Source organism: Phyllobacterium sp. K27, from assembly GCF_054796155.1.
In genome coordinates this window covers 429,593-445,031 of sequence record NZ_CM139240.1, presented here as the reverse complement: position 1 = coordinate 445,031, position 15,439 = coordinate 429,593, and the positions used below count along the sequence as shown (strand labels likewise).

Sequence of the window (15,439 nt, the reverse complement as noted above, 5' to 3'; positions counted from 1 at the left end):
CAGGTATAATCATGCGATTTGCCGTCATTGGCATTGATCATCGTCATATCTACCATATGATCAATGGTTTGATTGAAGCTGGCGCTGAGTGCGCCGGTTTCGTTTCACAAACGTCAGACAGGAAAATTCTCGAGGGCATCGAAGAGCGTTTTCCAAACCTGAAATCCGTGCCCGATGGCCGGGTTTTTATCGATGATCCATCGATTGATATAATCGTCACAGCCGCAGTGCCGAATGAGCGTGCAGCGATTGCCATTACGGCCATGAAGGCTGGCAAAGATGTGATGTCGGACAAGCCGGGGATCACCGATTACGCGCAGCTTGCAGAGGTTGAAAAGGTCGTAGCCGAAACGGGACGCATATTCTCCATCTGTTTTTCGGAGCGTTTTGTTGTCCCTGCGACCGGAATTGCCCAGAAGCTGATTGATGAGGGTTCCATCGGGCGTGTGATCCAGACTATCGGTCTCGGGCCGCATAGGTTGAACCGCGTCATTCGCCCCGATTGGTTCTTTGATCCCAACTTCTATGGCGGTATTCTCGTCGATATTGCCTCGCACCAGATCGATCAGTTCTTGACCTATACAGGGTCGGATAATGCGCAGATCATATCGAGTGCAATAGGCCATTTTGGTGCCGACGATATTCCAGCATTTCAGGATTTTGGCGAAGTTTTACTGCGTAGTGACCACGCAACCGGCTATGTACGCGTGGATTGGTTTACTGCCGATGGGCTTTCCACATGGGGCGATGGCAGGCTGATCATTCTTGGCACAGAAGGTACGATCGAGCTGCGCAAATACGTCGATATTGCCGGTCGCGACGGGACAGATCACGTGTTTCTCGTCAACAGCGAGGGCACAAAACATATAGATGCCAGCAAGGAACCGATCACCTACTTCAGAACCTTTCTGACGGATGTCCGCGACCGCAGCGAAACCACGATGAAGCAAAGCCACGCTTTTACCGTCAGCAGATTGGCGCTTGAAGCACAGAAACGCGCGACCGTCCTTGTGGATCGTCCAGCGTTCCGACCGCTGGAGAACAAGCAATGAAAAAGCCCGGCCTTGCGATCATTGGCCTTGGACCGGCGGCGCTGCCCCATGCAAAAAGCCTTGTCGATCTTCGGGATAAGGTAGATGTGGTATGGGCTGCCAGCAGGACAAGGGAGCGGACGGAAGAGTTCTCGGGGGCTTTCCCCTTTCCGGTGACTACCGATGTTGATGCTGCCATCGCTGATGCTTCTGTGGACATTTTGCTGGTGTTGACACCCGCCAATGCCCACCTTGAAATCGCCGAGAAGGGTTTTGCTGCTGGTAAGCATGTGCTGCTGGAAAAGCCTTTGGACATTACATTGCAGCGCGCAGAGCAGATTGTTTCGTCCGGTCGTGTTAGTGGACGAACATTCGGCGTTGTGCTGCAACACAGGTTCAGATTCGCCAGCATCAGGCTGCGCAAAGCGCTGGAAGAAAAGAGTCTTGGTGAAATCCAGGCTGCGTCGCTGCGTGTGCCTTGGTGGCGGCCACAGAGCTACTATGATGAGGGCGGAAGAGGCACCTTCGCACGCGATGGGGGAGGCGTCCTGCTATCGCAGGCAATCCATGCATTGGATCTGTTCCGTTCACTTCTTCCTGTCAGCAAAGTCGTGGCCTCCCAGGTACGAACCACGTCGCTGCATTGCATGGAATCGGAAGATCATGTGACGTCGTTAATGACATTGGCCAATGGCGCTCCAGCATCTCTTCTGGCCACGACAGCAGCCTATCCTGGTTTCCCCGAGACACTGGAAATTATCGGTTCGCTCGGTTCTGCTCATCTTGTGGGTGGTGCCTTGAAGCTTTCATGGCTGGACGGGTGCGAGGAAATTGTCGAGGCAGAAGGCAAGTCCGGCAGTGGCGCCAATATCATGGATTTTCCGCATGATGCACATCGGGCGCTCATTGCCGATTTTCTGGAGGCAGTTGCCGAAAACCGCGATCCACTGGTAACGGGTGAGGAAGCCTTGGCAACGCAAAAGCTGATTGCAGATATCATTCGCGCTGATCCGTCCAATACCCAGCCAGTTTTTGAAGCAGTTTAAAAAATGAAAACCCCGCCGGATTGCTCCGGCGGGGTTTCTTGCATGCGTAAAATCAAGCCGTTGTCTGTTGTGTCTTGGCGCGGGCCACGATCTGCGTCGGGTTGACAAAGCGCAAGGCGATAAGCAACCAGACCAGCGTCGTGACCATATAGACGACAGCCATGGCATCAATTGACTGCACAGCGCGCACGCCGGACGCAAACACCGAGTAATAGAGCGCGACGACAAGCGTCTGGCTGGTTGGTCCGGCAGTCAGGAAGGTCAGCTCAAACATGGCCACTGTACGCACCAGCACCAGCAGCAGCGCCGCGAGTATGCCGGGCAGGAGCATTGGCAAAAGCACATATCTGAACAACTGGAATGTACCGGCACCAAATACCCTTGCGGCGGCCTCAACCTTCGGATCGATCTGTTCGATGAAGGGGATCATTACGAGGATGACGAAGGGCACTGTCGGCACCAGATTGGCGAGAACAACGCCCCAGAACGTCCCGCCTACACCCGCTTGGTAGAGGACCGTAGCGAGTGGGATGCCGAAAGTGATCGGTGGCACCAACAGAGGCAGCAGGAACAAAAGCATGATCAGTTTTTTGCCTGGAAAGTTTCGGCGCGCCAGTGCATAGGCAGCCGTCACACCGAGAAGACCTGAGAGCGCCACCACGGTGAAGACAATCTGGAATGTAACAATCAGCACATCGCTAAGCTGGAACTCCGACCATGCGGTGAAATACCATTTTGTCGTCCAGCCGGCGGGCAACCAGGTGCCGAGCCAGCGCGTGCCGAAAGACGATATGATGACTGTCGCGATCATCGCCAGAAGATTGATGATGAAGAAGGCAACCACCGCCCAAACGGCAGTGATCCAGAGCTTTGCTCCAATGGTCGTATCACGGATCATCGTCAGCCCTTTCCGCCAGCGGTCGAGCCGCGATAGAACAAGTTACGAATAGAGAGCAGCGAGACGACGATCAGCAACTGGACGGCTGCCATGATCATCGCAATGGCCGATGCCATTGAATAGTCATACTGCTCGAAAGCCGCCTGATAGGCTGCAATGGATATGACGCGGGTAGGTCCGGCCGGTGCGCCCAGCAAAACGGCGGAAGGGAAGACCGCGAAAGCCTGCACAAATGACAGACAGAATGCGATCGTAAGACCGGGGACCAGCAGGGGCCACATCACATAGCGAAAACGCTGCCAGCTTTTTGCACCATGGGTGGCAGCCGCCTGCTCCAGAGCGGGGTCGATACCCGAAACATAGGAGAGGGTTAGCAGGAAGGTAAACGGAAAGCCTGTGATGATCAGTGAGGCGAAAACGCCCCAGTAATTATTGGTCAGCTTTACCGGACCGTCGATCATGCCAATCAGCATCAATGTACGGCTGAACCAACCCTGTGGGCCGAGGTAGTTCAACAATCCTTCAGCGACAAGCACTGTACCAAGCGTGACGGGTAAAACCAGAATTGTCGTGAGTAAACGCTGATGGGTCATCAGCCGCACGCGGAAGGCAACCGGCAGGGCTATGGCAATGCTGATCAGCGTGACAGGCACTGCGAGCCAAAGCGTTGTCAGAATCGTGTCATAGAGAAACGGATCCGAGAAAAATTTCTGATAATTGGCAAACATGCCTCCCTCTTTGGGTTCAAAGGACAGGATGAGGCCGTAAATGAAGGGATAGATGAACACTGCCAGCAGGAAGATAACCGCAGGCAATACCAGCAAGGTCACACCATCAATCCCGCGCAGAGCAAGCCGCTGACGCAGTGATGGATGACTGTCGAAAGGCGTTGAGGTTACGCTGGTCATGGCATTCATGCCGCAAAAGCCAGCGCACGCGCCGGATCAACTGAAAGCCAGATAGAGCTGCCAAGGGCCGCTGTCTGTGGGGCATGAAACACAAGCTCAAGCCCTTCTGCCGTGCGAGCTGTGCCAACGAACTCACGACCACGATATTCGATGGTCTCGACCATAGCTTCGACGGTCGTCCCGGATTTCGTCCCGGCGATGACATCATCGGCACGAGCGGCAACAACTGCCGTATCGCCAACCTTCAAACTATTCCGAGCTATTCCGGAAAGGGTCGAACTACCAACGGCAATGCTGGTTTTATCGCCATCAATTGCAACGACTTTGCCCGTGAGACGATTGCGGTATCCCATGAATTCAGCCACGTCCAAATGGTCAGGCCGTTCATAAAGATCGCTTGGCACACCAACCTGACGGATCTCGCCGTCACGCAGCACGACAACGCGATCAGCAAGCGATAAAGCCTCATCCTGATCATGCGTTACATAAATGGTTGTTGCGCCTAGCTGATTGTGAATACGGCGGATCTCAGCACGCATTTCAAGGCGCAGCTTCGCATCAAGATTTGAAAGCGGCTCATCCATCAGCACCAATGGCGGTTCGATGACAATGGCACGGGCAATGGCCACGCGCTGCTGCTGACCACCGGAAAGCTGGCCGGGTAATTTATGGCCCTGACCTTGCAGTCGGACCAGGTTCAATGCCTCTTCAACGCGCTTCTCGGCCTCAGCCTTGGGCACACGGCGCATCTTCAAACCAAAGCCAATATTCTGCCGAACAGTCATATGTGGAAAAAGCGCGTAATTCTGGAATACCATGCCAAAACCGCGATCCTCCGGCTTCAAAGTGTCAATACGCTTATTGTCAATGAAGATGCCACCACCTGTTGTGGATAGCAGGCCGGCAATACAGTTTAGCGCTGTTGATTTGCCGCAGCCGGAGGGACCAAGCAAAGCGATGAACTCGCCCTTTCGGATCGAGAGAGACACATTCTTAAGCGCATTGTGCGAACCAAAGGCACGGCTCATCCGGTCAAGACGGATTTCGTTGAATGGGGATGACGCAAGCAGCATCGATTACCTCATAATTACAAGCCATCCGGTTCAACCGGATGGCTCAATGTTCGGATAAGGATCAGGACTTTTTGGCTGCGACTTCTTCGTCCCAGCGGCGGAAGGCCACGACCATCGATGATGGTTCGAGCGGGATTTCAACCGGGTTATTGGCGATCCAGTCAGCATATTCTGGACGTCCGAACTCAGCAATGGCGTCCTGGCTTTCCTGAGGCGCCATGGTGATTGGGACATCCTTCACCGCAGGACCCGGATAGAAATAACCTTGATCATAGGTGAATGCCTGTTGCTCTGGTGTAAGCAGGAAGCTCATCAGATCAAGCAGAACAGCAAGCTTCTCATCGGCAATACCTTTTGGCACGCACATGTAATGCGCATCAGCGACCCAATGGAAACCCTTCAACGGTGCAACAGCGGCTTCCTTCGGGACAACGCCCAGAACACGTGGGTTAATATCCCAGCCAGTGGTGGAAACGGTCATATCACGCGTCCCTTCACCCAGTTCCTTCATCAAGGCGCCCGTGCCGGTTGGGTAGTATTCAACGTATTTGTTCAACTCCTTAAGATAGGCCCATGTCTTGTCCCAGCCATTGACCGGATCACGTGGATCGGTGTCGCCAAGCAGGTAGGGCAGACCCATCAAGAATGTGCGGCCGGGGCCGGAATTTGCAGGGCGGGCATAGATGAACTTGTTCGGATTTTCCTTTGCCCAGTCCAGCAGTTCCTCGGCTGTCGTCGGAACTTTCTTCACGCGTTCCGGCATGTATTCGAGGAGCGGTCCAGAGGGATAATAGGTTACAATAACGCCGTGGTCTTTGCCCAAGGCAAGCATACGGTGGGCGGGTTCGAGATAGATCGCTGCCAGATCAGGCAAAGAAGCTGAATGATCCGGTAAAAGCTTGACCCATAAATCCTGATCAAGGCCCGCCGAAAGGGCGTCTGTACCGGTCAAAACAAGATCGATATCAAGCCTGTTGGCAGCCTGCTGCGCCTTGATTTTCCCCGGAAGTTCTGGAGCTGGCGCTTTTGTGAAAGTGATCCTGGAGACCAGTTCCGGTTTTGCCTTGGCGTAGTTTTCGATGGCCGTTTGCGTTAGTGCGAGATTGCCCGCTACGTCCGCAATGTTCAATGTGATGGGTGAACTTGGCAAAGCCAATTTGGATTGAGCAAAAAGACGTGTTGCCGGCAAAGTAGCAACCGCCGCCATTCCGGCAATGGCTTGCCTGCGTGTAATGCGGATCATGATTTCCTCCCTTTTTGATTCCCGTCGCCCTCTTTTCGGACAAAGCCAGCTTCCCTTCTGGCTGATACCGTCTAATATATTAATCTATCAGATCGAGATAGCAAGGCTTTTTCGTCTTAGTCTATTTGAGTAACCGTTTCAGCCGCGCCCTGTTGCATCAGCTTTCCAAGCTGGACCTTTACCGTTTTCACAAATGTTCTATTTTGCGGGAGATCCCTGCCGAATATCTGCTCCATCCCCATAAGCGAACTCAGCAGTTCATCAGCATTGTTCTTGTTCGCTGCGCGCTTCTTGAGTTCGGTCGCAAGCGGATCACGAACGTCAATTTCATTGCCCTTTTCGTCCATGCCAGTGACGTATCGCATCCACGCAGCAACGCCGAGAGCAAGACGATCAAACGGCAAGCCGGTCTCGATACACTTGCGAATGGTATTCAAAAGACGTTGAGGGAGCTTCTGCGAGCCGTCCATCGCAATCTGCCATGTGCGATGCCTGAGAGCAGGATTGCGAAAACGCTCACGCAGTTGCACTTTGTAGGCCGCCAGATCGAAACCCGGCAGCGGTGGAAGCGTAGGGGAGATTTCCTCATCCATCATGGCTTCGACAAGCTCGCTGAATCCCGGAGCCTTCATGACGTCTGAGACAGTTTCACGGCCTGCCAGATAGCCAAGGTATGCGAGCGTTGAATGGCTGCCATTCAGGAGCCGAAGCTTCATCAGTTCAAAAGCATCCACATTTTTGACAAAGGTAACGCCAAACTTTTCCCAAGCTGGCCGGCCCGCCGGGAAATGATCCTCGATAACCCATTGCGTGAAGGGTTCAGTCATGATCGGCCACGCATCAATAAGGCCCGTCGCTTGCACAGTCAGTGCCCGGTCAGCTTCTGTGGTAGCTGGAACAATGCGATCAACCATTGTCGATGGGAAAGCCACATTCTCGCTTATGTAGTTTGCAAGGTCAGAATCCCGAAGTTCGGCAAACCGCGTCACGACACGTCGCAGCGTTTCGCCATTAGCGGGAAGATTATCACAAGATAGAAGCGTAAAAGGTTCCGTCCCATTGGCGCGACGACGGGAGATGGCTTCAACGATGAAACCGATCGCTGATTTCGGCGCAGCCGGGTTGGCAAGATCGTGAACAATGTCCGGATGAGTTTCATCGAGTGCCGCGGAAGCCGGCGAATAGCAGTAACCTTTTTCAGTCACGGTGAGCGAGACAATCCGGACTGTCGCAGCAATCATTGCGTCGAGGACGGCGCTGGGATTTTCAGGTGCGACTATCAAATCCTTGATGCTTCCGATCACGCGGAAGCTGTCACCATCTCCGCTGCGTGTTGCCACGGTATAAAGCCCGTCCTGCGGCGCTAAAGCATCACGCGTATCACCACTGCGCAAAGACACGCCGAGAATACCCCAGCTATCATCACCGCTTGCCAGTACGCTATCCGTATAAACGGCCTGATGCGCACGATGAAACGCGCCAATGCCAAGATGAACTATGCCAATTTTTGTCTGGCTTCGATCATATCCGGGGCGTGCAACATCCTTTGACAAGTCTGAAAGTGTATTGTTGGAAAGGTGTGCTGGTTCGGTCATTTTTTTGCAGTTTCTTTCAATTCAAAGCTTGTAGGCTTGCTTTGCCAGGCGGTAGGCCAGGTCATGGGCTATTTCATGCGCCTCATCTTCATCCAATCGATGATCGGCAACTAGCCGCGCGAGAAATGCGCAATCAACGCGCCGCGCCATATCGTGACGTGCCGGGATGGAAAGATAGGCTCGCGTATCATCGTTGAAGCCAACAGTATTGTAAAAACCAGCAGTTTCCGTCGTCAGTTCACGAAACCTGCGCATCCCTTCAGGACTGTCATGAAACCACCATGCGGGTCCGAGCCGAAGGGCAGGATAATGGCCCGCCAAAGGTGCAAGTTCACGGCTGTAACTTGTCTCATCCAGCGTAAACAGAATGAGTGCCAGGCGGGTGTCATTGCCGAATGCATTCAGTAACGGCTTCAATTCCTCCACATAGCCGGTCGCTCGGGGAATATCAGCGCCCTTGTCCATACCAAAACGCTCGAACACCGCAGCGTTGTGGTTTCGATATGAGCCAGGATGAATCTGCATCACAAGCCCGTCTTCAGTGCTCATGCGCGCCATTTCGGTCAGCATTTGGGCTCGGAAAAGATCGGCATCCGCCGATGACGCACCTTTCAGTACGCGCTCGAACAATGCGGAAGCTTCAGACGTCGAAAGATTGGCTGTACGCGCATTCGGATGACCGTGATCTGTCGACGTTGCACCGCGCTTCTTGAAGTAAGCTCGCCTAATGCGATGCGCTTCAAGGTAACCTTGATAATCAAGCTTCGTCCCAGCGAGCGCAGTAAAGCCTTCGACATTGCTTCGGAAATCCAGGCGTGATGCGTCGATCACGGCGTCAGGGCGATAGGCTGGCACCACGCGGCCATCCCAACCGGACGCCAGTATCGCATCATGTGCAACCAGCTCGTCTGTAGCGGCATCTGTCGTGGAAATGGCTTCAATGCCGAACTGCTTGTAAAGGGCGCGCGGGCGCATGGAGGGATCAGCCAGTCGATCGGCAATTTTGTCATAAAGCCTGTCTGCATTTTTTTCCGTAAGGCGCTCCTCAATGCCGAATACGGTTTCGAGTGCATGCTCGAACCAGAGTCGCGATGGCGTACCTCGAAACAGATAGAAATGCTTGGCAAACAAACGCCATATTTTGCGTCCGTCGGTTTCGACCGGCCCGCCATCATGCCTCGGCACGCCAAGGTCCTCCAGCTTGATACCTTGCGAGTAAAGCATGCGGAAAATATAATGATCAGGCTTCACGAAGAGACTGGCCGGATCTGGGAAAGCCTCATCCTTGGCATACCATGACGGGTCCGTATGACCATGCGGCGATATGATTGGCAGCTGCTCCACGGCATCAAACAAGCGTCGTGCAATCGCACGCGCATCAGATTCGATGGGGAATAGTCTGTCGGGGTGAAGTGCCATGGAAGTGTTCCTCGCCGTCGCTCAATTGGGGTGAACGATGATCTTGGCGAAGAGTAAATAATAATATATTAGTATGTCAACAGCGCGTGATTGCGTTATATCGCCGGATAACAATGCCATTGGACTATGAATTTTTGTGGAATTCCATCATTCAATGAGACTGATTGTCGGGGACAGATGGAAATGGAGTGCTGAAATGACAGCAGATAATTTCGGGGGGAAGGCTGCGGAACATGCATCGCCAGCTGCAGAATCCAAGCCTGATCGCACCGCTGAAGGTGCGCGATCCAGTTCGCGGGGCGCTCCTGCAGGACGCATGACGACTGCAATGGCTATATACCGCGAACTTCACGCAGCGATCGTAGCTATGGAAATGACGCCGGGCACGGCACTTAATGAGAAGGTGTTGACGGAGCGTTTCGGCGTGAGCCGCACACCTGTCCGCGAAGCATTGATCCGTCTCGTCGAAGACGGACTTGTCGATGTGTTTCCGCAATCGGGAACTTTCGTTGCTCGCATTCCTGTGGCCTTGATCCCGCAAGCAGTCATCATCCGGCAGGCGCTTGAAGGCGCTACGGTTGAACGCGCTGCGGCCATGGCCACAGCCAAGGACGTTGAATGGCTGGATGAGATTCTCGCCCGCCAGCATTTCTTTGCAGACCGGCAGAATATGAGCGCATTCCACGAAGCTGATGAAGCCTTTCACGAGGCCATTGCAGGAATATCCGGGCATCCCGGTATCTGGCATTATCTGAAACCCGTTAAAGTCCAGATTGATCGGGCGCGGCGTATGACGCTACCGGGTCTGGGCCGGATGAACCATGTTCTTTCCGAACACAAGATTATTCGCGACGCGATTGAAAGTCATGACGTTCCCGCCGCTTGTGCGGCAATGAAGCAGCATTTGAATGCCGTCATTCCCGATATTGAAACATTGAGAAAAAGCCACCCGGGATCATTTGTCTGATCCGCGGCTGAAATAGGAAATTTGACGGAGGAATAATGCGTCAGGCATGGAGATGGTTTGGACCCAAGGCCGGGGTCTCGCTGGATAATGTGCGTCAGGCAGGGGCGACCGATATCGTATCAGCCCTGCATGAGGTGCCTATCGGCGAGGCTTGGACAACAGATCAGGTTCATGCCCGCAAATCATTGATTGAATCGACGCCATCGGACCGAACGCCGCTCACCTGGTCTGTCGTGGAAAGCATTCCAATTCCTGATGCTGTAAAGCGCCTTGGCGGGGCAGCAAAGCATGAGATTGCCGCGTGGATCGCCAGCATGGAGGCGCTCAGCGCCAATGACATCAAAGTCATTTGCTACAATTTCATGCCAGTCGTGGATTGGTGCCGTACAGACCTTGATTACGTGACGCCAACAGGTTCGACGGCCATGCGCTTCGATCACAACAGCTTTGCGGTCTTTGATCTGCATATTCTCCAGCGCAATGGTGCCGAGAATGACTATTCTGCTGCAGATCGTGAAATTGCCAGCGATCTTTACGAAGCTATGGGCGCGCAGGAGATTTCTGATCTGACTCGTAATATTGCGAGCGCACTTCCAGGTTCGACCACGGAGCCGCTTACCATTCCAGCGTTCCGCGACAAGCTTGAGGCCTATTCCGGCATTGATGCTCCGCGTTTGCGCAAGCATCTGATCGAGTTTCTTGAAGCGGTTACACCTGTTGCCGACGATCTCGGCGTGAAGCTCACCTTGCATCCGGATGATCCGCCCCGCTCGTTGTTTGGCTTGCCGCGTATTGCTTCGACGGAAGCGGATTATGCAGCCTTGTTTGATGCCGTTCCTTCTGCTGCAAATGGCATGTGTTTTTGTACAGGGAGCCTCGGCGTGCGCGCCGACAATGATCTGCCAAAGATTGCCCGGCGCTTTGCCTCGCGCATCCACTTCTCCCATTTACGGGCAACAACGCGCGAGGGAGACGGGCGCAGTTTCCACGAAGCTGCCCATCTGGAAGGCGACGTCGATATGGTCGCGGTTTTGCGCGAGTTGCTTGCCGAAGATAGCAAGCGTGCCAAATCGGACAGTATCATTTTCCGCTCTGACCATGGCCACCGCATGCTTGACGATCTAAATAAAGAGGTCACCCCCGGCTATCCGGCCATCGGCCGTTTACGAGGCCTGGCTGAGCTGCGTGGTATTATTTACGCTCTCGACCCAAGCGCACTCGCTTAACTCCGATCGCTTTTTGAACTTTCGGTAACCCCGGTTCGTCTCGAGCCGGGGTTTTCTACGTCGAAAGATTTAACCGCTCTTAATCCTTTTGGGACTCTTGCAACCGATGATTGATAATACATTTAAGAACTCGATCACAATTCACCACATTGTTGCCATAGTTCAGAAAGTGTGGAGGCATATCTTAACGATTGTCAAGCAACCTTGATCACGTTTTGAATCACAATAAGACAAGTTTTTTTAGTAACTTGGCCTTTCTGTCCTGTTAGACTCAAATATTCTTTTAAATCGAGACACCCCGTCGCCACATTTCTGCAAAATAGAAGGGGAAATTCATCCGCGCCGCGATCTACTTGCCCCAGATCATTCCAATGCGTGTTTCTTCATCAGGCGTTTCTGCCGTGGGCCGTTTAAAGTGCGACTTTATTTATGATCTCTTTTGCAAGTATCCGTACGGTACTCGTCACCTCCATTGTTCTTTTGATGTTTGGTGCGGCTTCCGCAAATGCTGCATGCGGTGGCGCTTCCTGGTATGCGCTCCATTCCAAAACCGCCTCTGGCGAACGCATGAACCCCGCCGCTCTCACCGCCGCTCATCGCACCCTGCCTTTCGGCTCCAAGGTAAAAGTAACCAACCAGCGCAACGGCAAATCCATCGTGGTTCGTATTAATGATCGTGGCCCATTCATTAAAGGCCGCGTGATCGACCTTTCAAAGGCTGCTGCAAATCGTTTGGGCTTTGTCAGTGCAGGTCACACGAAAATCTGCATGGCTCGCCTCTGAAGAATAGCAGCAACAATCTCGGCATTGACCTTGATCGTTGAACGTGACATCGCCATGTGAACATTCGCGTTATAATCGAGGGCGTTCCATGGCACTGAAAGTCGCGGTCCAGATGGACCATATCAATTCTATCCGCATTGCGGGTGATACGTCCTTTGCACTTTGTCTTGAAGCGCAAAACCGCGGTCACAGCCTTTATCACTATACGCCTGACCGACTGAGCATGCGCGATGGTGTTGTTTCAGCACGACTCGAAGAACTGAGTGTCCGCGATGTCGAGGGCGATCATTTTACCCTTGGCGAACAGATATCCCGCGATCTGTCGGAGATGGATGTTGTGTTGTTGCGGCAAGATCCGCCCTTCGACATGAACTACATTACAACGACCCATATGCTAGAGCGCATTCATCCGAAGACACTTGTCGTCAACGATCCTGCCTGGGTGCGAAACAGCCCGGAAAAAATATTCGTTACCGAGTTTCCCGATCTTATGCCGGAAACACTTATCACCAAAGACCCGCAGGAAATCATCGCGTTCCGTAGAGAGTTTGGCGACATCATTCTCAAGCCACTTTATGGCAATGGTGGCGCGGGCGTATTTCACCTTGCTGATGGTGACCGCAATCTGACGTCGCTGTTGGAAATGTTCGGCCAGATGTTCCGCGAACCTTTTATCGCCCAGCGCTACCTCAAGGATGTCCGTGCCGGCGACAAGCGCATTATCCTGATCGATGGTGAGCCCGTCGGAGCTATCAATCGCGTTCCTTCTGAAACCGATGCACGCTCCAACATGCATGTTGGCGGTCGCGCCGAAAAGACGGATCTGACAGATCGTGAACGTGAGATTTGCGCCCGCATCGGCCCTTCATTACGGGAACGAGGTTTCATTCTCGTTGGGATCGATGTCATTGGCGACTACATGACTGAGATCAACGTCACTTCTCCCACGGGTATAAGGGAAGTCAAAAAGTTCGGCGGTGCCGATATTGCAGCCCTGTTCTGGGATGCAGTCGAAGCCAAGCGGCGATAAAACTCGCCTGTTCACTCAATGTTCTTGTCATCCGGGATGAAACGTGCTGATGTAAAAACATTAGCACTTTTTCATTTTGGATTACGATATTTTCAAGGAACATTGCATGGTTACCCGTGTTCGTACGGTCGCCTTTCAGGGGATTGAGGCCCAACCCGTCGACGTGCAGGTGATGATCGCCCCCGGCAAAATGGGCATGCATATTGTTGGCCTCCCGGACAAGGCAGTTGCCGAAAGCCGCGAGCGCGTACAGGCGGCTTTGCATGCATCCGGGCTTTCGATGCCCGTAAAGAAAGTCACGATAAACCTTGCTCCGGCAGATCTGCCCAAAGAAGGCAGTCATTACGACCTGCCAATTGCGGTAGGGCTTATGGCGGGCCTTGGAGCCATTCCGGCCGATGCGCTGCAATCCTATGTCGTGCTCGGCGAGCTTTCACTTGATGGCACAATAACGCATGTCGCAGGCGTCCTACCCGCTGCCATCGCAGCAAACCGGCAGGATAAGGGTCTCATATGTCCGGCCCCTTGTGGTCCAGAGGCGGCATGGGCTGGTTCGGAGATCGATATATTGGCACCGCGCAGCCTGATTGCCTTGGCTAATCACTTTCGCGGCACGCAGGTTTTATCCCGTCCCGAGCCCGCGATGCAGGCCAATGCAACAGGTCTCCCTGATCTGGCCGAAATAAGGGGGCAGGAAAGCGCCCGGCGTGCTTTGGAGGTCGCTGCTGCCGGTGGGCACAATATACTCATGTCGGGACCTCCAGGGTCGGGGAAATCCATGTTGGCGCAACGGCTTCCCTCAATCCTTCCGCCCTTATTGCCGCGTGAACTGCTGGATGTGTCAATGATCGCTTCCATCGCAGGCGAGTTGATGGGCGGCAAGCTGACCGATAGACGCCCCTTCAGGGCACCGCATCATTCTGCATCCATGGCGGCGATGGTTGGTGGAGGGATACGGGCAAGGCCTGGAGAAGTATCGCTCGCGCATCGCGGCGTGTTATTTCTCGACGAGTTTCCTGAGTTCACCCCGCAAGTGCTGGACTCATTGCGGCAACCCTTGGAGACTGGCGAATGCATGATTGCGCGGGCCAATCATCGCATATCCTATCCGGCGCAAATCCAGCTCGTTGCAGCCATGAATCCGTGCAAATGCGGCATGGCCAACGAGCCCGGACACCGTTGCGCAAGAGGCCCGAGATGCCGGGAGGATTACCAGGCTCGGATTTCAGGCCCACTACTGGACCGGATTGATATAAGGATTGATGTTCCCCCGGTAAGTGCTGCTGATCTTATCAAGCCCTCAGCCTCTGAGAGCAGCGCAGTGGTGGCGCAACGTGTAGCGCGGGCACGAACCATACAAAAGCTGCGTTTCGAGCAGTTCGGGGTCTCGGGAACGACGACCAATGCGCAATGCTCGGTTTCCATGATCGAGCAAATTGCTCAACCCGACAAAGAAGGCGTCGCGCTGCTTCACCAAGCCAGCGAGCAGATGAAGTTTTCAGCAAGAGCCTATCACAGGGTTCTGAAGGTGGCGCGGACTCTGGCTGATCTGGAAGGGCGAGAAACAGTCGGCCGCATCCATCTTGCCGAGGCTATTTCATACAGGATGCGCGCCGAAACGGTGAACAGCGCGTCATGAAGGCATAGGAGTTATTGATGGCAAATTGGTATACCGCTGATCCCCATTTCGGTCATGAAAACATTCTTCGATTTTGCCAGCGGCCTTTTCGCTCCACCAGCGAAATGGATGCGGCAATATTGGCCAATTATGCGCAATGGGTAATGCCAGATGATGAATTCTGGATCATTGGAGATTTCAGCCATGGTCGGCAGAAGGATAAGGAAGGCTACTTGAAATTGCTGTTTGAACGAGTCCCGGGCAAGAAGCATCTTATCGCCGGCAATCATGACAACAGACAGGTGAAAACACTCGGCTGGGCATCCGTTTCCGAATTGATTGAGCTCAAGGATGGCGAGCAGAGCCTAACCTTGTGTCACTATCCGATGATTACCTGGAACCACGCGCGACGCGGCGCACTTCAGCTGTTCGGGCATGTCCACCAGCACTGGCAGGGCTCACGTAACAGTATCAATGTTGGTGTCGATGTTTGGAATTTCATGCCGGTCAATATTGGTATGATCAAGCAGCGTGCCAAGGATTTACCCGTAAACCAGCATTGGCATCAGGTTGAATGTAATGCCGACATTTTTGGCTAAACG

General features: G+C 53.6%; 14 protein-coding genes. 8 read left to right on the top strand and 6 right to left on the bottom strand.

Going from position 1 to position 15,439, the window contains the following annotated elements; genetic code table 11:
- Positions 1-8: 8 nt before the first annotated feature.
- Both ACYJL1_RS02110 and ACYJL1_RS02105 read left to right on the top strand, forming a co-directional pair.
- The gene (locus tag ACYJL1_RS02110) at positions 9-1,052 is read left to right on the top strand and encodes a Gfo/Idh/MocA family protein (RefSeq protein WP_460897907.1); all 1,044 of its coding nucleotides are present in this window, start codon (positions 9-11) and stop codon (positions 1,050-1,052) included.
- Entirely contained in the window at positions 1,049-2,077 is a 1,029-nt protein-coding gene (locus tag ACYJL1_RS02105) for a Gfo/Idh/MocA family protein (protein ID WP_460896810.1), read from the top strand. Before ACYJL1_RS02110 ends, ACYJL1_RS02105 begins: the two co-directional genes overlap by 4 nt.
- Positions 2,078-2,129: 52 nt before the next feature.
- Here the strand turns inward: ACYJL1_RS02105 and ACYJL1_RS02100 are convergent, their stop codons facing one another.
- From ACYJL1_RS02100 to uxaC, 6 genes are all read right to left on the bottom strand, one after another.
- Positions 2,130-2,975 (bottom strand): ABC transporter permease, encoded by an 846-nt coding sequence (locus ACYJL1_RS02100; RefSeq protein ID WP_460896809.1) that lies wholly within the window; start codon positions 2,973-2,975, stop codon positions 2,130-2,132.
- 2 nt (positions 2,976-2,977) lie between these two features.
- The gene (locus ACYJL1_RS02095) at positions 2,978-3,883 is read right to left on the bottom strand and encodes an ABC transporter permease (RefSeq protein ID WP_460896808.1); all 906 of its coding nucleotides are present in this window, start codon (positions 3,881-3,883) and stop codon (positions 2,978-2,980) included.
- Between the two features lie 5 nt (positions 3,884-3,888).
- Complete coding sequence (locus tag ACYJL1_RS02090) at positions 3,889-4,956, bottom strand: ABC transporter ATP-binding protein (RefSeq protein ID WP_460896807.1); 1,068 nt, start codon at positions 4,954-4,956, stop codon at positions 3,889-3,891.
- A gap of 61 nt (positions 4,957-5,017) precedes the next feature.
- Entirely contained in the window at positions 5,018-6,196 is a 1,179-nt protein-coding gene (locus ACYJL1_RS02085; protein WP_460897906.1) for an ABC transporter substrate-binding protein, read from the bottom strand.
- Positions 6,197-6,315: 119 nt separating this feature from the next.
- Positions 6,316-7,794 carry a mannitol dehydrogenase family protein gene (locus tag ACYJL1_RS02080; protein WP_460896806.1) on the bottom strand — a complete coding sequence of 493 codons (1,479 nt, stop codon included), beginning with the start codon at positions 7,792-7,794 and terminating at the stop codon, positions 6,316-6,318.
- A gap of 21 nt (positions 7,795-7,815) precedes the next feature.
- Positions 7,816-9,213 (bottom strand): glucuronate isomerase, encoded by a 1,398-nt coding sequence (gene uxaC, locus ACYJL1_RS02075; RefSeq protein WP_460896805.1) that lies wholly within the window; start codon positions 9,211-9,213, stop codon positions 7,816-7,818.
- Between the two features lie 196 nt (positions 9,214-9,409).
- Here uxaC and ACYJL1_RS02070 point away from each other — a divergent pair, with 196 nt between their 5' ends.
- The 6 genes from ACYJL1_RS02070 (at position 9,410) to ACYJL1_RS02045 (ending at position 15,436) form a co-directional block, all read left to right on the top strand.
- The gene (locus tag ACYJL1_RS02070) at positions 9,410-10,180 is read left to right on the top strand and encodes a GntR family transcriptional regulator (RefSeq protein ID WP_460896804.1); all 771 of its coding nucleotides are present in this window, start codon (positions 9,410-9,412) and stop codon (positions 10,178-10,180) included.
- Between the two features lie 35 nt (positions 10,181-10,215).
- Positions 10,216-11,406, top strand: a complete 1,191-nt coding sequence (gene uxuA, locus ACYJL1_RS02065; protein WP_460896803.1) for a mannonate dehydratase — start codon at positions 10,216-10,218, stop codon at positions 11,404-11,406.
- A 483-nt stretch (positions 11,407-11,889) separates the two neighbouring features.
- Positions 11,890-12,189 (top strand): septal ring lytic transglycosylase RlpA family protein, encoded by a 300-nt coding sequence (locus ACYJL1_RS02060; RefSeq protein WP_460897905.1) that lies wholly within the window; start codon positions 11,890-11,892, stop codon positions 12,187-12,189.
- An 88-nt stretch (positions 12,190-12,277) separates the two neighbouring features.
- Positions 12,278-13,219, top strand: a complete 942-nt coding sequence (gene gshB / locus ACYJL1_RS02055; protein WP_460896802.1) for a glutathione synthase — start codon at positions 12,278-12,280, stop codon at positions 13,217-13,219.
- A 106-nt stretch (positions 13,220-13,325) separates the two neighbouring features.
- Positions 13,326-14,858, top strand: a complete 1,533-nt coding sequence (locus ACYJL1_RS02050) for a YifB family Mg chelatase-like AAA ATPase (RefSeq protein ID WP_460896801.1) — start codon at positions 13,326-13,328, stop codon at positions 14,856-14,858.
- A 17-nt stretch (positions 14,859-14,875) separates the two neighbouring features.
- Positions 14,876-15,436 carry a metallophosphoesterase gene (locus ACYJL1_RS02045; RefSeq protein WP_460896800.1) on the top strand — a complete coding sequence of 187 codons (561 nt, stop codon included), beginning with the start codon at positions 14,876-14,878 and terminating at the stop codon, positions 15,434-15,436.
- Positions 15,437-15,439 lie beyond the last annotated feature (3 nt).